Origin of the sequence: Ancylobacter mangrovi, assembly GCF_024752355.1 — a bacterium.
Classification (GTDB): Bacteria; Pseudomonadota; Alphaproteobacteria; order Rhizobiales; family Xanthobacteraceae; genus Ancylobacter; species Ancylobacter mangrovi.
In genome coordinates this window covers 126,642-145,740 of the sequence record NZ_JANTHZ010000004.1, presented here as the reverse complement: position 1 = coordinate 145,740, position 19,099 = coordinate 126,642, and the positions used below count along the sequence as shown (strand labels likewise).

The 19,099-nt window shown below is 69.6% G+C and carries 19 protein-coding genes; 11 read left to right on the top strand and 8 right to left on the bottom strand.

What is annotated here, in order from left to right; genetic code table 11:
• Positions 1 to 6: 6 nt before the first annotated feature.
• Both NVS89_RS11410 and NVS89_RS11405 read left to right on the top strand, forming a co-directional pair.
• Entirely contained in the window at positions 7 to 1,527 is a 1,521-nt protein-coding gene (locus tag NVS89_RS11410; RefSeq protein ID WP_258732873.1) for a UxaA family hydrolase, read from the top strand.
• Between the two features lie 65 nt (positions 1,528 to 1,592).
• Positions 1,593 to 2,777 (top strand): AGE family epimerase/isomerase, encoded by a 1,185-nt coding sequence (locus NVS89_RS11405; protein ID WP_258732872.1) that lies wholly within the window; start codon positions 1,593 to 1,595, stop codon positions 2,775 to 2,777.
• Between the two features lie 51 nt (positions 2,778 to 2,828).
• On the opposite strand, the gene NVS89_RS11400 is transcribed toward NVS89_RS11405, so the two are convergent.
• The 3 genes from NVS89_RS11400 to NVS89_RS11390 form a co-directional block, all read right to left on the bottom strand.
• On the bottom strand, positions 2,829 to 3,038 hold the full coding sequence (locus NVS89_RS11400) for a BON domain-containing protein (RefSeq protein ID WP_258732871.1): 210 nt from the start codon (positions 3,036 to 3,038) through the stop codon (positions 2,829 to 2,831).
• Between the two features lie 65 nt (positions 3,039 to 3,103).
• Complete coding sequence (locus tag NVS89_RS11395) at positions 3,104 to 3,613, bottom strand: Hsp20/alpha crystallin family protein (protein ID WP_258732870.1); 510 nt, start codon at positions 3,611 to 3,613, stop codon at positions 3,104 to 3,106.
• Between the two features lie 221 nt (positions 3,614 to 3,834).
• On the bottom strand, positions 3,835 to 4,314 hold the full coding sequence (locus tag NVS89_RS11390; protein WP_258732869.1) for a BON domain-containing protein: 480 nt from the start codon (positions 4,312 to 4,314) through the stop codon (positions 3,835 to 3,837).
• 220 nt (positions 4,315 to 4,534) lie between these two features.
• On the opposite strand from NVS89_RS11390, the gene NVS89_RS11385 reads away from it, so the two are divergent.
• Positions 4,535 to 5,224, top strand: a complete 690-nt coding sequence (locus NVS89_RS11385; RefSeq protein WP_258732868.1) for a CBS domain-containing protein — start codon at positions 4,535 to 4,537, stop codon at positions 5,222 to 5,224.
• Positions 5,225 to 5,266: 42 nt separating this feature from the next.
• Positions 5,267 to 5,704: a universal stress protein gene (locus tag NVS89_RS11380; RefSeq protein WP_258732867.1), complete on the top strand. Its 438-nt coding sequence runs from the start codon at positions 5,267 to 5,269 to the stop codon at positions 5,702 to 5,704.
• 73 nt (positions 5,705 to 5,777) lie between these two features.
• Here the strand turns inward: NVS89_RS11380 and NVS89_RS11375 are convergent, their stop codons facing one another.
• Together NVS89_RS11375 and NVS89_RS11370 are read right to left on the bottom strand one after the other, a co-directional pair.
• Positions 5,778 to 6,602, bottom strand: coding sequence for an aldo/keto reductase (locus NVS89_RS11375; RefSeq protein WP_258732866.1), 825 nt, complete (start codon positions 6,600 to 6,602; stop codon positions 5,778 to 5,780).
• Between the two features lie 21 nt (positions 6,603 to 6,623).
• Entirely contained in the window at positions 6,624 to 7,505 is an 882-nt protein-coding gene (locus tag NVS89_RS11370; RefSeq protein WP_258732865.1) for an NmrA family NAD(P)-binding protein, read from the bottom strand.
• Between the two features lie 175 nt (positions 7,506 to 7,680).
• On the opposite strand from NVS89_RS11370, the gene NVS89_RS11365 reads away from it, so the two are divergent.
• Entirely contained in the window at positions 7,681 to 8,583 is a 903-nt protein-coding gene (locus NVS89_RS11365) for a LysR family transcriptional regulator (protein WP_258732864.1), read from the top strand.
• A gap of 27 nt (positions 8,584 to 8,610) precedes the next feature.
• Here NVS89_RS11365 and NVS89_RS11360 read toward each other — a convergent pair whose 3' ends face one another.
• The gene (locus NVS89_RS11360; RefSeq protein ID WP_258732863.1) at positions 8,611 to 10,158 is read right to left on the bottom strand and encodes a cation:proton antiporter; all 1,548 of its coding nucleotides are present in this window, start codon (positions 10,156 to 10,158) and stop codon (positions 8,611 to 8,613) included.
• A 366-nt stretch (positions 10,159 to 10,524) separates the two neighbouring features.
• Between NVS89_RS11360 and NVS89_RS11355 the strand changes: the two genes are divergently transcribed.
• Positions 10,525 to 11,319, top strand: a complete 795-nt coding sequence (locus tag NVS89_RS11355) for an enoyl-CoA hydratase/isomerase family protein (RefSeq protein WP_258732862.1) — start codon at positions 10,525 to 10,527, stop codon at positions 11,317 to 11,319.
• 44 nt (positions 11,320 to 11,363) lie between these two features.
• On the opposite strand, the gene NVS89_RS11350 is transcribed toward NVS89_RS11355, so the two are convergent.
• Positions 11,364 to 12,155, bottom strand: coding sequence for an enoyl-CoA hydratase/isomerase family protein (locus tag NVS89_RS11350; RefSeq protein WP_258732861.1), 792 nt, complete (start codon positions 12,153 to 12,155; stop codon positions 11,364 to 11,366).
• Between the two features lie 201 nt (positions 12,156 to 12,356).
• On the opposite strand from NVS89_RS11350, the gene NVS89_RS11345 reads away from it, so the two are divergent.
• Both NVS89_RS11345 and NVS89_RS11340 read left to right on the top strand, forming a co-directional pair.
• Positions 12,357 to 13,568 (top strand): MFS transporter, encoded by a 1,212-nt coding sequence (locus tag NVS89_RS11345; RefSeq protein ID WP_258732860.1) that lies wholly within the window; start codon positions 12,357 to 12,359, stop codon positions 13,566 to 13,568.
• Between the two features lie 184 nt (positions 13,569 to 13,752).
• Complete coding sequence (locus NVS89_RS11340) at positions 13,753 to 14,811, top strand: aminopeptidase (RefSeq protein WP_258732859.1); 1,059 nt, start codon at positions 13,753 to 13,755, stop codon at positions 14,809 to 14,811.
• Positions 14,812 to 14,856: 45 nt separating this feature from the next.
• Here NVS89_RS11340 and NVS89_RS11335 read toward each other — a convergent pair whose 3' ends face one another.
• On the bottom strand, positions 14,857 to 15,702 hold the full coding sequence (locus NVS89_RS11335; protein ID WP_258732858.1) for a GntR family transcriptional regulator: 846 nt from the start codon (positions 15,700 to 15,702) through the stop codon (positions 14,857 to 14,859).
• A gap of 431 nt (positions 15,703 to 16,133) precedes the next feature.
• Between NVS89_RS11335 and NVS89_RS11330 the strand changes: the two genes are divergently transcribed.
• Genes NVS89_RS11330 through NVS89_RS11320 form a run of 3 tightly spaced genes read left to right on the top strand, consistent with a single transcriptional unit; the run spans position 16,134 to position 19,099 of the window.
• The gene (locus NVS89_RS11330) at positions 16,134 to 17,174 is read left to right on the top strand and encodes an ABC transporter substrate-binding protein (protein ID WP_258732857.1); all 1,041 of its coding nucleotides are present in this window, start codon (positions 16,134 to 16,136) and stop codon (positions 17,172 to 17,174) included.
• Between the two features lie 29 nt (positions 17,175 to 17,203).
• The gene (locus NVS89_RS11325) at positions 17,204 to 18,256 is read left to right on the top strand and encodes an ABC transporter ATP-binding protein (protein ID WP_258732856.1); all 1,053 of its coding nucleotides are present in this window, start codon (positions 17,204 to 17,206) and stop codon (positions 18,254 to 18,256) included.
• 3 nt (positions 18,257 to 18,259) lie between these two features.
• Entirely contained in the window at positions 18,260 to 19,099 is an 840-nt protein-coding gene (locus tag NVS89_RS11320; RefSeq protein WP_258732855.1) for an ABC transporter permease, read from the top strand.

The window sequence follows — 19,099 nt, the reverse complement described above, 5'->3', positions numbered from 1 at the left end:
CCGGCGATGAGTGCCACACCGAGGACGCTGAGGCTCGACGCGAGGGACAATGTCGTCATCGCCCTCGATCCGCTCGAGCCCGGCATGCAGGCGGACGGCCTCACCGCCCGCGCGCGGATACCGCGCGGCCACAAGATGGCGGCGCGGCCCATCGCGGCGGGCGAGCCGCTGGTCAAGTTCGGCCAGCCGATCGGCACCGCCAGCGCCGACATCGCGCCCGGGGACTGGGTGCATGTCCACAATGTCGAGGCGGTGGTGCGGCCCAGCGCGGCGCGGGGCGAGGCCGCCGGTGCTGCGGCCGAACGGCCGGCCGCGGCGGTGCCGGCGACCTTCCAGGGGTTCCGCCGCAGCGACGGGCGGACCGGCACGCGCAACTATATCGGCATCATCGCCTCGGTGAACTGCTCGGCCTCGGTCGCGCGCTTCGCCGCGCAGGAGATCGAGCGTTCGGGCCTGCTCGCCGATTATCCCTCGATCGACGGGGTGGTGCCGATCGTGCACGGCACCGGCTGCGGGCTCGCCGACCGGGGCGAGGGCTACGACGTGCTGCTGCGCACCCAATGGGGCTATGCCTGCCATCCCAATTTCGGCGCCGTCGTCATGGTGGGGCTGGGCTGCGAGGTGTTCCAGATCGCGCGGATGAAGCGCGAATGCGGCATCGAGGAGAGCGACGGTTTCCGCAGCCTGTCGATCCAGGAGGCCGGCGGCACGCGCCATGCCGTGGCGCAGATCGTCGGCGCGGTGCGCGAGATGCTGCCCCATGCGGGCGCGGCGCGACGGCAGGCGCGGCCGGCGGGCGAGCTGGTGCTCGGCCTCCAGTGCGGCGGCTCGGACGGCTATTCGGGGCTCACCGCCAACCCGGCGCTGGGCTTCGCCTCGGACCTGCTGGTGAGCGAGGGCGGCACCTCGATCCTTTCCGAGACGCCGGAGATCTACGGCGCCGAGCACCTGCTGATCCGCCGCGCGGCGCGCCCGGAGGTCGGCGAGCGGCTGATGGAACGGCTGCGCTGGTGGGAGGCCTACACCGCCCGCAACGGCGCGGAGATGAACAACAATCCCTCGCCCGGCAACAAGGCCGGCGGCATCACCACCATCCTCGAGAAGTCGCTCGGCGCGGTGGCCAAGGGCGGCCACGCGCCGCTTGAGGCGGTCTATGAATATGCCGAGCCGGTGCGCGCGCATGGGCTGGTCTTCATGGACACGCCGGGCTTCGATCCGGTCTCGGCGACCGGGCAGGTGGCGGGCGGGGCCAACCTGATCTGCTTCACCACCGGGCGGGGTTCGGCCTTCGGCTGCAAGCCCGCCCCCTCGCTCAAGCTGGCCACCAACAGCGAGATGTACTCCCGCATGCGCGACGACATGGATATCGACTGCGGCGAGATGCTGGAGGGCGTGTCGCTGGAACGCAAGGGACGGGAAATCTTCGACACGCTGTTGCGCGTCGCCTCGGGCGAGCCTACCCGATCCGAGCAGCTCGGCTATGGCGACAACGAGTTCGTGCCCTGGCAGATCGGCGCGGTCATGTAGCCGCCAGCCGGCTTCGCTTTCTCGCCTCCGTTGCCGCCGCCTCCCGCCGTTTCAGTGATGTCCCGATGAACCAGCATTCCGCGCAATTCGGCGCCCCGGCGCGCGCCCGCCCGGCGCGGCTCTCCGCCTGGCTGACGGAGCTCTTCCTGCCGCGCTGGATCGAACGGACCATCGTGCCGGGACGGCCCGGCTATGTCGAGGAGGTGTTCCGGAAGGACGGCACGCCCGTCCCGGGGGAGATGCGTGGCACGATGCTGACGGGCCGGCTCGTCCATACGTTCTGCCTCGCGCACGGTTTCGACGGCGCGCCGGCGACGCGGCGGGTGGCGGAGCACGGGCTCGGCTTCCTCCTCGACGCCTGCCGCCTCGCACCCGGTCGCTTCGCCCATGCGGTGGATGCGGATGGCGGCGTCCTCGATGCCGAGGCCGACCTCTACGATCTCGCCTTCGTGCTGCTCGCCCTTGGCAGCTACGCGGCCATGAGCGGGGAGACCCGCCTCATCGCCATCGCCGGCGAGATCGGGGCCCGGCTCGACGGCGAGCTTTCCGATCCCCGGGGCGGCTATCGCGAGCCGGCGGGCGGGGAAGGCTTGCGCCGGCAGTTTCCGCAGATGCATCTGTTCGAGGCCTTCCTTCAGCTCGCCGACCTCGACCCGGCGGGCGGATGGGACCTGAGGGCGGAACGCGTGCTCGATCTTGTCGGCCGCCTGACGGCGCCGGAAGGCGGAACCGCTCCGGGCATCGACGAATGGTACGAGCCGGACTGGCGCCCGCTTGCGGATACGCGGCAGCGCGAGAGGGAGGTGGGCCACCATTTCGAATGGGCGTGGCTGCTCTATCGCCATGCGGAAACAGGTGGGCCGGCGCGGGCGGCGGAGATCGGCGACGCGTTCTACCGTGCGGGCCTGAAGGCTACGGGTGTCGGCGCGGGGCGGCTGGCGCGGCCGGTGCCGAACCGCCTCGACGGCGCGGGCCGCCCGCTGCCGCTCGGCCGGCCACTCTGGCCAACGGGCGAATTGCTGCGCGCCTCGCTCGAAGCGCAGGCTCTCGGGCAGGACATCGATCGCGGCGCGCTGGCCGAGACGGCGCTCGACGCCCTGTTCGAGCATGCGCTCGACACGCAAACCGGGCTGTGGATCAACGAGACCGACGTGGACGGGCAGCCGGTGGGCGACACCGTGCCGGCGCGGGTGCTCTACCATATCGTCCCGCACCTCATCGCCTATCTCCGGGCGCTGCCCGGCGGCTGACGGCAGGCGTCGCGCCCGCGAGGTGCGGCGCGGTTCCGCGCCGGGGCCGCGCTAGTAAGGCTCGACCTTCACCTTGTCGATGATGGTGAAATCGGGAGCGAGCCGGCCGACCGCATCCTCGATCCGGATCTGCTCGCCGCGCGAGGTCACCTTGCCCTTCAGCGTGATGATCCGTTTGTCGAGCGACACGTCGACGGCGATGTCGTCGGACTGGCGGCCGATCGCCTCGGCGAGGCGCTGGGTCAGGTTGGCGTTTTCCATGGGCTCCTCCTCATCTGCCGGCGGAGCCGAGCCGGCCCTGCCGACCCGGACCCGCAAGGACGCCGTCAGGCGGCGCGTATCGGTATCGTCGTCTCGGCCGGGGCCGCGGCGGTCTTGGGCAGCCTGATCGTCAGCACGCCCTTGGCGAAGCGGGCCTCGATCTTGCCGGGGTCGATCCCTTCCGGCACACGGAACGAGCGCAGGAACGAGCCGTAGCGGCGCTCGGAGAGGTGGTAGCCCTTCTCGCGCTGCTCCTTCTCGTCCTTCTTCTCGCCCCGGATGGTCAGGGTGCCGTTCGACAGCTTGACCTCGACGTCCTTCTCGTCGAGGCCGGGCAATTCGGCGGTGATCTCGAATTCCTTGTCCTTCTCGGCGACGTCGACCGCCGGCGCGAGGCTGCGGCCGCGGAACACGTCGTCCTGGAAGACGGAGCGCGCCAGCGGCCAGGACGGCAGGCCGAAACGGTCGAACAGCTGTTCCATCTCCCGACGAAGCGGGTCGAACGGCATCCAAGTCTCCGGGGACGAGGCGGGGCCGGATGGCGGTTTGGCGGGAAGCTTGGTGGGCACTGCCATGACACTCTCCCTGATGCACCGATGATGAAATGGGAGGACGCCCGCACGCGGGCTCCTTCGGTGGTGAACAGATACCCCGCTACCCGTGCCCGCATTGACATGCAGCAAGCGGCGGCAGCCGCCGGACCACAAAATCGCGTGTTCGGGCCGCCGACTTCGGGCTGCCGCACGCGCGCATGAAGGCGATGGCGGGGGCATCTCTTACAGCGCCGGCAGGCCCGTCAGTGCATGCGCGAGGCGGGGCGGGGCTGCGGGCCGTTCGCGGGCGCCGAGCCGATGGTCAGCAGATTGTCGACGCCGGTGACGCCGCGAATGTCCTCGACCGCCGCTTCGGCGAGGGCGGCCTGATGCCAGTTGGCGACGCAGCCCTTCAGCGTCACCCTCCCGTTCCGCACCGTGACCTCGATGCCGCCGGGAAAGGTGGGCGAGCGCAGGAGCCGCACCCTGGCGCGGAGGGCGATCGCGTGGTCGACCGAGGGCGAGGGGCGGCGGCAGGCGATGCCCAGATCCTCCTCGACATGGCGGACCCCGGGAAGCGCCGTGACGATGCGCGCGGCGATCGCCTTCTCGGCATAGCTCCCCACGCGCCCGCTCAGCGTGACGACACCGCCCTTGGCGGCGACACTGATACGGCTGGCATCGATCCGGCCGTCGCGCCGAAGCGCATCGGCGGCCCGCTCCTGAAGCATCCTCTCGCTCATCTTTCCGCTCCACGGTTCCACGGTCATGGCGGCGACCGGGTGAGCGTAACGCCGCGGGCGGGCGGGACTCTTGAGATGCATCAACCGTGGGATGCATCGACCGTGCGGCCGCATGGCGCGCGGCCGGGCCTTCCGGGGCCCGCAAAGGCCGTTGATCGACATCAAGGGACCGCGCCGCCGGCCGTGAGAACGTGGTGCCAATCATAAATGGGAGGTGACAATGAAGGCTCGTGACGTAATGACGGCGCCGGTGATAACGGCGAAGCCGACCGACACCGTGGCGCAGGTGGCGAAGACGCTTCTGGAGCACCGCATCGGTGGGGTGCCGGTGGTCGACGATGCCGGCGCGCTGATCGGCATCGTCAGCGAGGGCGATCTGATTCGCCGGATCGAGGCGGGCACGGCGCGCCGGCGCTCGTGGTGGCTTGAGGCGATGCTCGACGACGCGACGCTGGAGCTCGAATATGTGAAGTCGCACGGCCGCACCGCCTCCGACGTGATGCGCCGCTCGGTCGTCACCGCCACGCCCGACGCCCCGCTGCACGAGATCGCCTCGCTGTTCGAGGGGCACGACATCAAGCGGGTGCCGATCGTCGAGGACGGCCGGCTGGTCGGCATCGTGAGCCGCTCCAACCTCATCCAGGCCGTGGCCACGCCGCGGGCGGCGAATCTCGACATCCCGGTCACCGACAGCGCGATCCGCAGCCGGGTCATGGAGCGGCTGCGCGAGCAGCCATGGGCCCATACCTGGCGGCTCAACATCACCGTCGACGACGGGGTGGTCGGCCTGTGGGGTATCGCCAATGCCGATGCCGAGCGCCACGCGCTGCGCGTCGTCGCCGAGACCACTCCCGGCGTGCGGGCGGTGCAGGATCACCTGATCAAGGAGCCGCCGGGCGGCTGGGCGTGACATCGCGCCCCGCCCGCCCGCGGCCCGAGCGAGGGTCCGAGCATGTACAGACACATCCTCATCCCGGTGGACGGTTCCCCGCTCTCCATGACGGCGATGGAGACGAGCATGGCCTTCGCGCGCGACGCCGGCGCGAAGGTGACGGCGCTGATGGTGGTGGAGCCGTTCCACCTGTTCACCATGTCCCCCGAGCAGATCGAGGCGACGCGCGAGGAATATGAGCGCCTCTCGCACGCGCAGGCGGACCATTGCCTCGCGGCAGCGGCGCGCGAGGCGGAGCGGTTCGGCGTGCCCTGCGAGGTGGTGCAGCTCGAGAGCGACGATCCCTATCTCGGCATCATCGACACGGCGACGCAGCGCGGGTGCGACCTCATCGCCATGGCCTCGCACGGGCGGCGCGGCATCGCCGCGCTGATGCTCGGCAGCGTGACGCTGAAGGTTCTCACCCATTCCAGCATCCCGGTGCTGATCTACAGGTGAGGGGACGCCCGCGCCCCGGCAGACCCGTGCGGGACTTAAGACCCGTCTTCGGGCGGTGCCTTCCGGTTCGAGGCTAGGCGGCGTCCCATTCCGGCGCGAAGGGCGGGCGGACGAAGCGCTGGTCCTTCGGCAGGGCGGCGATGGCGGCACGATCGCGCTCGTCGAGCCGGATGCCGAGCGCGTCCAGATTGGCCTGCTGGCTTTCGGGCCGCGCGGCCTTCGGGATCACCGCGACGCCGGGCTGGTCCAGCAGCCAGGCGATCGCCATCTGGGCGGCGCTGGCGCCGCGGCGGCGGCCGAGCGCGGCGAGCGTCGGGTCGTCCGCCGCACGCCCCTGGGCGAGCGGGGCGTAGGCCGTGAGCGGAATGCCCTTCCCGCGCAGATAGGCCAGCATCGGCGCCTGCGTCAGGAACGGGTGGTACTCGACCTGCAGGCAGGCGATGGGGGCGCCGATCTCCTCGACCGCGCGGCGCGTCATCGGCAGGTTGAAGTTGCACACGCCGATGGCCCGGGTCAGGCCCTTCTCGCGCAGCGCCGTCATCGCCTCCAGCGTCGCCGCCATGTCCATGCCGCGCGCGGGCCAGTGGACCATGTAGAGATCGACATGGTCGAGCCCGAGCCGGCGCAGGCTGGCGTCGAACGCCCTTGCGAGCGCGTCCGGCGCGAGCTGGTCGTGCCAGACCTTGGTGGTGACGAAGAACGCCTCCCGCGCGATGCCGGACGCGGCGATGGCGGCGCCGACCGCGGCCTCGTTCTCGTACATGGCGGCGGTGTCGATGTGCCGGTAGCCGAGCGCGATCGCGCTCTCGACCGCCGGGCGGGCATCGGCGCCCGGCATGCGGAAGGTGCCGAAGCCGAGGCGGGGGATCGCGACGCCCTGGGTGCCGATGGTCTCCATGATGATTGCCTTTCGCGGTTCTCAGCCGTTCGTCCGCGCCCTGTCGGCCTCGACGAGGCCGGCGATCACGGTTTCGAGCGTGGTCGTGCCCTTCTGGGCCGAGGCGCCGTGGTCGCGGAACTCTATCCAGCCCTCGTTGAAGCCATCGAGCATGCGGATGCGCGGCAGCGGGTTGCGCGCGCCCTGCGAACGGAACATCGCCTCCCAGCTCCCGCGCGGCACCAGCTCCACCCGTACGGGGCGGCCGACTGCATCGGCGAAGGCGCGGGCGAGGTCGTCCGGCGAGACGCGTGCCGGGCCTTCGAGCTCGACGATGCGCGTGCCGCTCCATGTCTCGCGAAGCAGCGCGGCGGCGGTGCGCCCGACATCCTGCGTCGCGACCATCGGGAATTTCCGGTCCGCCGGCTGCAGGAAGCTGCGCAGCACGCCCTCCTCGCGCGCGGCCGGAACGTCCCAGAGCGCGTTCTCCATAAACCAGCCGGGCCGCAGGAAGGTGACCGGAAGGCCGAGCCCGCCGAGCGCTTCCTCCAGCAGGGTGCGCTGGGTCAGGAGGTTCTCATGCGGCGCGTCGGCGCCGATGGTGGAGAGGCACACCACGCGGGCGGGGCGGGCCTGCGCCAGGGCGGCGGCGATCGCGTCGACGACGCGCCGCGCTTCGGGAAAGCCGGGTTCGGGATCGAACTCGGACGGCGGCAGGACGAAGACCGCCTCGGCGCCCACGAAGGCGGCGGCGAGGCTTGCCGCGTCGTCCATGTCGGCGAGGGCGATGGCGCAGCCCTTCGCCTCCCACGGCCCGGCCTTGGCCGCGTCGCGCAGGACGGCGCGGACGGGCAGCCCTTCGGCGAGGAGCGTGCGCGCGAGCGCACCGCCGACCTGGCCGGTGATTCCGGTGATGGCGTACATGACGGTTCTCCAGATGATGGTTCGGGGGCCTGGCTCAGGCGAGGCCGTGATAGAGCCCGCGCTCGCCAGTGCCTCAGGGATGGGCCTTTGTAGGCTTGGCAATGGCGTGATTCACGCGCATTAAGATCAGTGCTATCATGACTTAAAATCACCTTCAGCGAGGACGCGGGACCCGATGTCGTTCGATACGCGGCTTCTCGCCGGCGTCGGCGTGCTGGCCGCCGTGAGCGAGGCCGGCAATTTCGCGCGCGCGGCCGAGATGCTGGGGCTGACGCCATCCGGCGTGAGCCGCGCGGTCGCCCGGCTCGAGGCCCGCGTCGGGGTGCGGCTGTTCGACCGCAACCCGCGCGAGGTCAGCCTCACCGAGGAGGGCCGGCGCTTCCACGCGCAGGTGATGCCGCTGCTGGCCGGGCTGGAGGAAGCCGCCGCCGAGGCCGCCGGTGCGGCGGCGCTGGTGCGTGGGCGGCTGCGCGTCTCGGTCGATCCGTGGTTCGCCCGCACGGTGCTGGCGCCCGAGCTGCAGCGCTTCCTCGCCCGCTATCCGGCATTGTCCGTGGATTTCTCCACCAGCAATTATCGCGAGGAAATGATGGCCGGCGTGGATGTGGCTGTTCGCTTCGGCCCGCCGGACGCCTCATCGCTGATCGCCCGCAAGCTGCTCGACACGCCGGTACTGACGGTCGCCGCGCCGGCCTATCTCGAACGGCATGGCGAGCCGCGCTCGCCCCACGACCTCGTCCATCACGAGGCGCTGCTGTTCCGCGATCCGCAGACCGGGCTGCCCTTTGCCTGGGAGTTCCATCGCGGCGGGAAGGCGGTCGAGGTGAAGGTGTCGAGCCGGCTGGTGCTGGACGACCCTTCCGTCGCGGTGTCGGCCTGCGTCGCGGGGCAGGGCATCTTCCAGAGCCTCGCGCTCGGGCTGGGGCCGTTGCTGGCGCGCGGGGAGCTGGTGCAGATCCTGCCCGACTGGTCGGAGGAGCTCTATCCGCTCTACGCCTACCACCCCTCGCGCCATCTGCCGCCGGCGAAGGTGAGGGCCTTTCTCGACTTCATCCAGGAGATCGCCGCGCGCGGGTGAACCGGGCGCATTCGGGACGCGAAGAACCTACTCCAGCGTTCGCGGGGCGGCGCCGAGCTCGAGCCAGTCGAGCTCCTCCTCGATCCGGTGGAAGGCGTCGTCGCCGATGGTGCCGTTGCGCCGCAGCTCGAGCGCGGTGTCGCGGGCGGCGGCGAGGGCCTGGCGGCGCAGCCGGTTCTCCGTCGTGTCGAACTCCTGGCGGTCCCGCGTCTGCCGGGCCATGTCGCCATATTCGCGGCGCACTGCCTCGGCGGTGTCGGAGGTGTCGTCGCCGATGGCCGAGATGGCGGCCTTGAGCGCCAGCTTGCGGGCCGTGCGGAATTCCTGCTCGACCGAGTGGTCGTCGCCCAGCGGCAGGCGCCGCAGCAGCAGCGGCAGGGTCAGGCCCTGCACCAGCAGGGTACCGACCACCACCACGAAGGCGCACATCACGATGAGCTCGCGATAGGGGAAGCCGTCCGGCAGGGCATAGGCGGTCGCTAGCGTGACGATGCCGCGCATGCCGCACCAGCCGATGATGAGGCTGTCGCTGCCGCTCAGCGTGTCGGGCGTCCGTCCCGCGCGCAGGCGACCGGCGAGGCGGCCGGCCCATCGCGTGATCACCTGGTAGCTCACCACCCAGACCAGCCGCACCAGAATGACCGTGAGCAGCACCACCAGCGCGACGCCGGCATAGGTGGTGCTCTGCCAGGGGCCGAGCTGCGCGAGGATCGGGCGGAGCTGCAGCCCGATCAGCACGAAGGCCATGGTCTGCAGCACGAAGACGGTGGTCTCCCACACCGCGTAGGAGGGCACGCGCAGGCGCGCGCTCATGCGCAGTCCGCTCGTGCGCGCCAGCACCATGGCGTAGACGACGATGGTGATGACGGCGGACAGGTGCAGCCGTTCGGCGAGGATCCACACGCCGAAGGTGCTGATGAATTGCAGGATGATGGAGCTCGGCGCGTCCTCGTTGAAATAGGCGAGCGGCCGGGTGATGAGCCTGGCGAGCGCCACGCCGAGCGCGAGGCTGCCGACGATGACGAGGCCGAAGGTCGGCAGCGCGCCGGCGGGGGAGAAGCCGCCGGCGAGCACCGCGGCGACGGCGAGCCGGTAGATCAGCAGCGCCGAGGCGTCGTTGAGCAGGCTCTCGCCTTCGAGGATGACGACGAGGCGGTGCGGCGGGCGCACGCGGCGCAGGATCGCCGTCGCCGCGACGGCGTCGGGCGGGGCGACGATGGCGCCGAGCGCCACCGCCGCGCCCCAGGGCAGGTCCGGCACCAGCCAGCGCGCGACCGCGGCGACGGCGAGCGTCGTCACGCCGACCGCGATCACCACCAGGCTGCCGACGGAAAGCCAGTTGCTGCGCAGGTCGCGGGGCGAGGAATCGTAGGCCGCATCGAGCAGGATCGGCGCCACGAACAGCGCCAGCACCAGCTCCGGCTCGAGCGCGATGGCGGGGATGTCCGGCACCAGCGCCAGCGCGGTTCCGGCGATGGCGAGCACGACCGGGTAGGGAATGCCGGCGCGCCGCGCCCCGTCCGACAGCAGCACCGCGCCGAGCATGAGCACAAGGACCGACTCGAAGAGGATCATCGCCGGCGCCCTGCATGCGTGGTCGGGATTGATGTCGTTCGCCATCAATCAGACGGTAGATGCCCGGCTCGTGCAAGCATCCACGGCCGCGGGCCGGTGTGCCGTAGGGCTGCGCGAGGGGCGCGCGGGCGCCGGGGCGCATAGCGATTCACGCTTCGGCATTCGTTTCAACGACGGCGCCATGCCGGGAAATGTAGATCCCGCGGAGCCTCTACGAGCAAAGAAGATTTTCCGCATGGACGCATAATGAAACGTTTACCCGAACGGTCGGTTCGACCATAGTGCGGGGCCAGCAGAGTTGCGCCGTCGGCGGCGCGGGCGCCGCCCCGCATGCCGCCGTAAGGCCGGAGACAGGAATTGCCGTCCATGCCCCAGGAACCGACATTCGAGTTCTTTCACCTCGAGGCCAGCGACGGCGTCGCCGTCCTCACCGTCGACCGGCCGCCGGTGAACGCCTTCTCGCGGGAGGTCTACGAGGATCTCGCCCGGGTGATCGACCATATCGAGGCGACGCCGGCGATCCGGGTGGTGGTGCTGGCCTGCAAGCCGGACGCCAAGGCCTGGATTGGCGGCGGCGACCTCAAGGAGTTCCTCTCCTTCACCGCCGAGACCCGCCGGGCGCGGCACGACTATGTCGAGGGCGTCACCGACCGCTTCTACCGGCTCTCCTGCCCGACGGTGGCCGCCATCACCCGCCCCGCGCTCGGCGGCGGCATGGTGTTCGCGAGCTTCTGCGACATCCTCGTTTCGGCCGACACCGCCTTCTTCGCCATGCCGGAGGTCGACCGCAGCCTTACCGGCGGGGCGGGGGCCTATTTCAACCGGCTCAACCTGCCGGTCAGCTTCATCCGCGAGATGATCCTCACCGGGCGCCGGCTCAGCGCCGCCGAGCTGCGCGAGGTGGGCTTCCTTAACCACGTGCTGCCGGAGGACCAGGTGATGGACAAGGCGATGGAGATCGCCCGCATCATCGCGGCCAAGAGTTCGGCGGCGGTGCGGGCGATCAAGCAGAGCGCCAACCTCATCGACACGGTCGGCTGGGACGAGGGCCGCGCGGCGGCGCACGAGATGAGCGCGACCAAGCTGGTCGACGGGCCCGACTACAAGGAGGCGATCTCCGCCTTCCTCGAGCGCCGCAAGCCCGCCTTCAACGCCGACTGAAGGCGCGTCGACACGTTGCGGCGGCACGCCTTCGCCGCCGCGCGCTACTCGCCGTGGAACACCGGCTCGCGCTTCTCGGCGTAGGCGGCGATGGCCTCGACCCGGTCGCGCGACTGCGCGGTGGGGTAATGGGCCTCCAGCTCGAAGCGGAAGCCGGTGGCGAAATCGGTGTCGAGGGCGATGTCGAGCGCCTTCTTTGCCTGGCGCACCGCGAGCGGCGCGTTGGCGGCGATGGTGCGCGCCACCGCCAGCGTCTCCTCCATCAGCTCCGGGCCGGGCACCACCTTGTTGACCAGCCCCCATTCGAGGGCCTGCCGGGCCGGGAACATCTCGCCGGTGAGGATCATCTCCTTGGCGCGCCGCAGGCCGCAGGCGCGCGGCACGTTCTGCGTCGCCCCGGCGCCCGGCGAGATGCCGCGCTTCACCTCAGGGAGCGAGAAGCGGGCGCTGTCGCTCGCATAGGCGAAGTCGACCGCCGCCACGATCTCGCAGCCCCCGCCGACCGCTGCCCCGTTCACCGCGGCGATGATCGGCACCGGGCAGTCGGCGATCTGGCGGATCAGCCGCTCGGTCAGCGCGCGATGGCGGCGCACGGCCGCCGGCGCCATGTCCTGGCGCTCCTTCATGTCGCCGCCGCCGCAGAAGATGCGCTCGCCCGCGCCGGTGAGGACGACACAGCGCGTCGCGCCCGCGTCGACATAGAGCTCCCAGAGCCAGTGGTTGAGCTCCTCGACCATGGCGAGGTTGAGCGCATTGCCCGAGGCGGGGCGGTTGAGCGTCACCACGAGGACGTGGTCGAGCGGCTGCACCAGCAGCGTCTCATAGGTCGCGGCCACAGGGATCTCCGTCAGTTCAGGTAAACGTTACACGACGCTCATCGGAGCACCGTTTCGTTCGGCCATATTGACATTGGCACGTGGACGCGCGCTAGTGGGAAAACGTTTTAATGAGGCGTGTTCCGACGGCACACTCGTCCGGCCGGGGCGATCCTCGGGCGGCCCCGGCCGCGCTTCCCGCCTCCCTTCGCGGAAATCTCCATGTCCCGGCACGGCCCGTCGGCGCTCCTGTTCGCCACCATGTATCCGCAGACCGTCATGTCGATGATGGTACTGACGCCGCCGGTGGTGGCCGAGCAGGTGACGGCCGCCTACGGCCTGCCGGCGGAAACGGCGGGGCTCTATGCGGCGGTGAGCTATTTCTTCGTCGCCGTCGGCGCGCTCTCGACGGCGTCGCTGATCTCGCGCGTCGGGCCGTTGCGGCTGAGCTTCGCCTGCATCGTCGCCGGCGGGCTGGCGCTGGCGATCTTCGGCCTCGGCTCCTTCGCCTGGGTGGTGCTGGCGACGGTGTTGATGGGGCTGTGCTACGGCCCGCTGACCCCGGCGAGCCAGCAGGCGATCGCCAATGCCGACCCGATCGCCAATATCGCGCTGTTCCTGTCGGTCCGGCAGACCGCGGTGCCGCTCGGCGGCATGCTGGCGGGCCTGATCGTCCCGGCGCTGGTGGTGCGCTCGAACCTCGAGACCGCGCTTCTCGTGCTCGGCCTCGGCGTGACGCTGTCCGGCCTCCTCGCCGGCAGCCTGCTCGGCGTGGTGCGCCACGAGCCGCGCGCGCCGCGCGCCCCGGTGCGGGCAGGCTTCTTCGCGCCGCTGCGGCTGATGCTGACCCATCGCTCGCTGCTCGCCATCTCCTTTGCCTCGACCGTCTATGGCGCGCTGCAGCTCGTCGTGTCCTCGCTGCTGGTGGTGTTCCTGATGCGCGAGCTCGGCCGCGACCTGGTGACCGCCGGCCTGATGCTGGGCATCAGCCAGGCGGCGGCGGTGATCGGGCGGATCGGCTGGGGCTTCGTCGCCGACCGGGTGGGGCGGCTGCGCGGCACGCTCGGCGCCATCGGCCTCGGCATGGCGGGCGCCTGCACCGCGGCCTGGCTGCTCACCCCGGCAAGTCCGGACCCGGTGGTGGCGCTGGTGGCGTTCCTCCTCGGCGCCACCACCAGCGGCTGGAACGGGGTGTTCCTCGCCAGCCTGATGCAGGCGGTGCCGACCGCGCAGGCCGGATTCGCGGCGAGCGGGGCGCTGCTGTTTTCCTATCTCGGCATCGTGCTCGGCCCGCCGCTGTTCGGGGCGCTGGCGGCGTTCATCGGCTTCCCGGCGGCCTTCCTGCTGCTCGGCGTGCTTGCCGTCGGCGGTACCGCGCTATGCTGGCTGCCGCCCTCGCCGGGCGCGCCGCGCCGACAAATAGTCGACATTTAAGGGCGCGGCCCTCGGCCAGGGAAATGACCAATCCTACGAAGATGCCGATACGGCTTTAATTATGCGGCATGAATCCACCAGACGGGTGACGGGCCGCCACAGTGCTCTTGACCGCTAATCACAAAATGTCGACACTATTGCAGCGGGGCCGGAGCGTGCCGGTTCGCCGACAAGGAGAGAGAAAATGACGGGAGTGAGCGGCCTGATCACGGGCACCCTGGAACATCTGCGCCGCCCGCTGGTGCGCAACATCACCAAGGGCCAGCGCGTGCTGGTGCTGTCCGACACCGAACACGACCCGCGGGTGTGGCAGGCCATCATGACCATCCTCGCCGACATCGAGGCGGACGCGACGCTCTGCCTGTTCGGCCGCCGCCCGGCCGACTATTACGACCCGCCGGCGGCCGTGTGCGAGGCGATGATGAAGTCGGACGTGAACGTCCTGTGCTCGTCGACCGGCATGCTGCACTGCGCGGCGAGCCTGCGCTCCATGGAGGCGGGCATCCCCTCGATCTGCCTCGACGGCGGCATGAAGCTCGAATGGCTGCAGTCCGGCGCCATCACCGACGACATGAAGCAGATCGCGGTGCGCAAGCACTATGTCGGCAAGAACGTGTTCGGCGCCGAGGCCAAGACCTGCCGCGTGACGTCGCGCTATGGCACCGATTTCAGCTATTCGGTCGAGAACATGATCTGGATCCCGCCGCTGCCGTCCGACAGCTTCGATCCCTACAAGATCATCAATTTCCAGAAGGACGAGAACCGGCCGGCGGGCAAGCTCTATTACTATCTGTACCCGACCGGCGAGTTCAACGTCGCCCCGATCGAGGGCACGGCCGAGGGCAAGCTCGTGATCGACCTCACCATGCACCATCTCGGCCTGCTCGGCTCGCCGATCGAGCTCACGGTGGAGAAGGGGCGCATTGTCGACATCGACGGCGGCGTGGACGCGCGCATCCTGCGCGACTTCCTCGCCACCTATGGCGACGAGAACGCCTATATGTGCCCGGCCGAGGCCTCGGTCGGTGTCAACGCCAAGGCGGTGGTGCGCGGCATCCAGCGCGAGGACAAGAACATCATGGGCACGATGCACTTCGGCCTCGGCACCAATGTCGATGTCGGCGGCTCGATCATGTCCAAGATCCACATGGACGGCGTGATCCTCGAGCCCACGCTCTATGTCGACGGGGTCAAGCGCATCGACAATGGACGCTTCCTCGTTCCCATCGAAGGCAACGAGTGAGGCGGCGCGGCCGGGTCGCGCGCCCGGCCGCTTTCCAGGCCCGGACTAGGCCGCCGCAGCGGCCTGACGGCGGCGGCGGCGCGAGCGCATCGGCAGGGGAACGCCGCCATCGGCATAGAGCTGCTCGAGCGCTGCCAGCGCGTGCAGGTGGTTGGAGCGGATCAGCACGTCGGCGAGCGGCGCGTCCTGTTCCTCGATGGCGGCCAGGAGCTGCACATGGTGGGCCATGGAGCGCTCGCGCCGCGTGGGCTGCGTGAGCGAGAGCCGGCGCAGGCGCAGCGTGCGCAGCAGCAGCGAATCCAGGATGCGTTTGGCCGTATTGTTGTAGGCGGCCATGGTCAGCCGGTTGTAGAACTCGACATTCGCCCAGAGATAGGCCGACAGATCGTGCGCGTCGTGCGCCGCGCTCAGCCGCGCGAGCTGCTCGCGCAGGGATTCGAGGTCGGCGTCGGTGCGAAGGCGCGCCGCGTCGGAGGCGACGGCGCCGAACAGCACCGCGCGCACGCGGTAGATCTCGCGTGCCTCGGCGATGTCGAGCACGGCGACATGCGGGCGGCGGCGCTGGGGAATGCGCACCAGCCCTTCCTTCTCCAGCAATAGCAGCGCTTCGCGGATCGGCGTGCGGCTGGTCTCGTAGCGCTCGGCGAGCTCGACCGAGCTGAGATCCTCGCCGCTCTGGCGGATGTTCTCGACGATCTCCGCCCCGACCTCGCAGGCGACGCGTGAGACCAGCGAAGGCCGGTCATGGTGCTCGGCGACGATGCGGCGGATCACCAGCACGGCATTGAGAAAGGATTCGGACTGGCTTGAAGGTGCGGTCGCGATCCAGGCGTCGGCCTGCTCGAAGTCGGGCCTGTTCAACGATGTGCCGCCTTCCATGTCAGCGCCCATGGCCACGTCCCGGCCGGGCTTCGGGCCTCCAGTGTAGCCGCGGGCGGCCAATCCTGTCGACAAAATAGGGTGTGGGCGAGAATCGGCCGGCGGGCCGTACGACCTCGGGCGACCCGGGTCCGAGATGCGGCTGCTCGTATATTTGTCGACATTATTTGGCGACGACGTGTGGAAACGAGTGCATCGAAGGCGGGCGGATCGTGTATCGACGGCCGGTTTTCAGGCGATTTCATCCACCTAAATCATGAAAAACGATATGTTTTCCATGAACTGACAGCGGAGCAAAGCCGAGGGTGGGCGCTGCCCGGCCTGGCTGCCTCAACGCCCGAAATGTCAAATCTGTCGACACATAACTTGACGCTCTGGAAGCGATCCGGTTCAATGACGGTGCCAACGCCAAGACCACGAACAAGGCACAAGGGAGGAACTTCATGAAACTGGGCCATTCCTGGCTCCTGGGCGGTACGCTCGCGGCCTCGCTGGCTGCGACGCCGGTGCTCGCGCAGGATTCGCTCGTCGTCGCCGCCTTTGGCGGCAAGCACGGCGAGACGCTGCAGAAATGCGTCATCAAGCCGTTCATGGACAAGACCGGCGTGCGCGTGACCGTCGACCAGGGCGTGTCGACCGTCACCGTCTCCAAGCTGAAGCAGCAGCGCGACAACCCCTCGCTCGACATCGTCTGGCTCGACGGCGAGGTCTCGCAGGTCGCCGAGGCCGACGGGCTGTTCGCCGACATCGACCCGGCCAAGGTGCCGAACGTCGCCAACATGATCCCGGAGGGCGTCTACAAGAACAAGGACGGCAAGATCACCGGGCTGAGCGACGGCTATTATTCCGTCGGCATCGTCTACAACAAGGACGAGATCAAGCAGGCGCCGACGTCCTGGTTCGACCTGTGGAAGCCCGGCTTCGCGGGCAACGTGACCTGGCCGTCCATGTCCGACGGCTCCGGCCCGGCGATGCTGGTCTATGTCTCCGAGCTGCTCGGCGGCGGGGTGACCAACCTCAAGCCCGGTGCCGACAAGCTGAAGCAGCTCGACGTCGCGGCCTTCTACGATTCCGGCGGCAACGCCAGCAACATCCTCGCCCGCAAGGAGGCCACCATCGGCGTGCTGGACAGCGGCGCGGTGTGGGCGCTCGCCGACGCGCATCCGTTCGAGGTCGGCTTCGTCATCCCGAAGGAGGGCGGCCTCGCTTCCGACGCCCGGCTGCACCTCATCAAGCCGTCCAAGGCGGCGTATGACTTCCTCAACTACGCGATGACCGCCGAATCCCAGGGCTGCATCGCCGAGAACTACTTCTACGGCCCGGCCGTGAAGGACGTGAAGCTGAGCGAGAAGGCGCGCTCGCGCCTGCCCTGGGGCCCGGAAGGCTCGATCAAGGACCTGCGCTTCTCCGACGTGAACGCCATCAACGCGCATCGCCAGGAGATCCTCGACACGTGGAACCGCGACGTCCTCGGACGACGCTGAGCCCGAGTGCTTCAGGAGCAGGCCCGACCATGCCCCTCATCGCCATCGACCGAGTGACCAAGTCCTACGGCTCGCTGAAGGTCCTGAAAGGGGTTTCGCTCGACGTCGAGGAGGGCGAGTTCGTCGCCCTCCTCGGCCCTTCCGGCTGCGGCAAGACCACGCTGCTGCGCGCCATCGCCGGATTCGTCGACACCGATGGCGGCGATATCCGCATCGCCGGCCGGTCGATGACCGGCGTGCCGCCGAACCGCCGTCCGGTGAACATGGTGTTCCAGAACTACGCGCTGTTCCCGCATCTGAGCGTGCGCGACAACGTCGCCTTCGGCCCGCGCCGGAGCGGCGTCGCCTCGGGCGAGGTCGCCGGCATCGTCGATGGCGCGCTCGCCACCGTCGGCATGAGCGCCTATGCCGACCGCCTTCCCCAGCAGCTTTCCGGCGGCCAGCAGCAGCGCGTCGCGCTCGCCCGCGCCATCGCCAACAAGCCCAAGGTGCTGCTGCTCGACGAGCCGCTCGGCGCGCTCGACCTCAAACTGCGCAAGCGCATGCAGATGGAGCTGAAGCACCTCCAGCAGAAGCTCGGCATCACCTTCCTGTTCGTGACCCACGACCAGGAGGAGGCGCTGGTGATGGCCGACCGCATCGTCGTCATGCATGACGGCGCCATCGCCCAGATCGGCAGCGGCGAGGACATCTACGCGCGCCCGCAGAGCCGCTACGTCGCCGACTTCATCGGCGAGGCCAACATCCTTCGCTGCGCGGTGGCGGCCGACGGCAGCCTGAGGCTGGCGGGGGAGGGGATCGATCTTCCCTATCGCGTCGCCCCCGGCACCGCCGAGCCGGCGCTGCTGGTGCGGCCGGAGGAAGTCCGGGTCGGCGCGGCGGCGCAGGGCGGGGTCGAGCTCGCCGCCACCGTGATGGACCGGGTCTTCGTCGGCAATGCGACGCGCATCTTTGCCCGGCTCGGCAGCGGGCAGGAGATCGTCATCCACCAGACCGGTACGGGCGAGGGCGCGGGGCCGAGCGAGGGCGACGCGATCCGCATCGGCTGGGCGCACGATGCCGCCCGCGTGCTGACGAGCTGAGCGATGCGCATCACTCGCTTCTGGGCGGCGATCCTGCTCGGCATTCCGCTGATCTACCTGGTCGTCTTCTTCGTCACGCCGCTTTGCATGGTGCTGGCGGACAGCTTCTCGAACAAGGCGGGCGAGCTGACCTTCGAGAACTACGCCACCGTGCTCGGCGACATCTATTACTGGGAAGTGCTGGGCTACACGCTGTGGCTGGCGCTGGTGACCTGCGTCGCCACGCTGCTGCTCGGCTACCCGCTCGCCTACTATCTCACCCTGGTCGAGCGCCGGGCCTTCGTGAAGCGGCTGTGCTTCATCCTGATCCTGATGCCGCTCTTCACCTCGAGCATCGTGCGCTCCTTCGGCTGGCTGGTGCTGCTCGGGCGCGAGGGGCTGATCAATGACGGGCTGCTGATGCTCGGCATCATCGGCCGGCCGCTGCGCCTGCTCTCCACCCAGACCGCGATCATCGTCGGCATGATCTACGTCATGCTGCCCTTCATGGTGCTGGCGATCGCCAGCGTGCTGCAGAACCTCAACCCCTCTCTGCGCGAGGCGGCGCGCGATCTCGGCGCCTCCGCCTTCTCCACCTTCCTGCGCGTGACGCTGCCGCTGAGCGTGCCCGGCATCGTCGCCGGCACGCTGATCGTCTTCACCCTGTCCATTTCCAGCTACGTGACGCCGCGCATCATGAGCGGGGGGCGCTCGGTCGTCTCCTCGATGCTGATCTACGACCAGTTCCTGCTGGTGTTTAACCCCTTCCTCGGCAGCGCCATCGCGGTCGTGCTGCTCGTCACCTGCTTCGTGCTGATCATCGCCTACACGCTAATCCTCGAACGCAAGCCGGTGCGGAGCTGA

Excerpts from the sequence above, each read along its gene's own strand:
- NVS89_RS11395 (WP_258732870.1), bottom strand. The coding sequence starts at position 3,613 with ATGGCAGTGCCCACCAAGCTTCCCGCCAAACCGCCATCCGGCCCCGCC.
- NVS89_RS11400 (WP_258732871.1), bottom strand. The coding sequence starts at position 3,038 with ATGGAAAACGCCAACCTGACCCAGCGCCTCGCCGAGGCGATCGGCCGC.
- NVS89_RS11345 (WP_258732860.1), top strand. The coding sequence starts at position 12,357 with ATGTCCCGGCACGGCCCGTCGGCGCTCCTGTTCGCCACCATGTATCCG.
- NVS89_RS11410 (WP_258732873.1), top strand. The coding sequence starts at position 7 with ATGAGTGCCACACCGAGGACGCTGAGGCTCGACGCGAGGGACAATGTC.
- NVS89_RS11360 (WP_258732863.1), bottom strand. The coding sequence starts at position 10,158 with ATGATCCTCTTCGAGTCGGTCCTTGTGCTCATGCTCGGCGCGGTGCTG.
- NVS89_RS11385 (WP_258732868.1), top strand. The coding sequence starts at position 4,535 with ATGAAGGCTCGTGACGTAATGACGGCGCCGGTGATAACGGCGAAGCCG.
- NVS89_RS11405 (WP_258732872.1), top strand. The coding sequence starts at position 1,593 with ATGAACCAGCATTCCGCGCAATTCGGCGCCCCGGCGCGCGCCCGCCCG.
- NVS89_RS11380 (WP_258732867.1), top strand. The coding sequence starts at position 5,267 with ATGTACAGACACATCCTCATCCCGGTGGACGGTTCCCCGCTCTCCATG.
- NVS89_RS11340 (WP_258732859.1), top strand. The coding sequence starts at position 13,753 with ATGACGGGAGTGAGCGGCCTGATCACGGGCACCCTGGAACATCTGCGC.
- NVS89_RS11390 (WP_258732869.1), bottom strand. The coding sequence starts at position 4,314 with ATGAGCGAGAGGATGCTTCAGGAGCGGGCCGCCGATGCGCTTCGGCGC.
- NVS89_RS11355 (WP_258732862.1), top strand. The coding sequence starts at position 10,525 with ATGCCCCAGGAACCGACATTCGAGTTCTTTCACCTCGAGGCCAGCGAC.
- NVS89_RS11325 (WP_258732856.1), top strand. The coding sequence starts at position 17,204 with ATGCCCCTCATCGCCATCGACCGAGTGACCAAGTCCTACGGCTCGCTG.
- NVS89_RS11320 (WP_258732855.1), top strand. The coding sequence starts at position 18,260 with ATGCGCATCACTCGCTTCTGGGCGGCGATCCTGCTCGGCATTCCGCTG.
- NVS89_RS11330 (WP_258732857.1), top strand. The coding sequence starts at position 16,134 with ATGAAACTGGGCCATTCCTGGCTCCTGGGCGGTACGCTCGCGGCCTCG.
- NVS89_RS11370 (WP_258732865.1), bottom strand. The coding sequence starts at position 7,505 with ATGTACGCCATCACCGGAATCACCGGCCAGGTCGGCGGTGCGCTCGCG.
- NVS89_RS11375 (WP_258732866.1), bottom strand. The coding sequence starts at position 6,602 with ATGGAGACCATCGGCACCCAGGGCGTCGCGATCCCCCGCCTCGGCTTC.
- NVS89_RS11365 (WP_258732864.1), top strand. The coding sequence starts at position 7,681 with ATGTCGTTCGATACGCGGCTTCTCGCCGGCGTCGGCGTGCTGGCCGCC.
- NVS89_RS11335 (WP_258732858.1), bottom strand. The coding sequence starts at position 15,702 with ATGGGCGCTGACATGGAAGGCGGCACATCGTTGAACAGGCCCGACTTC.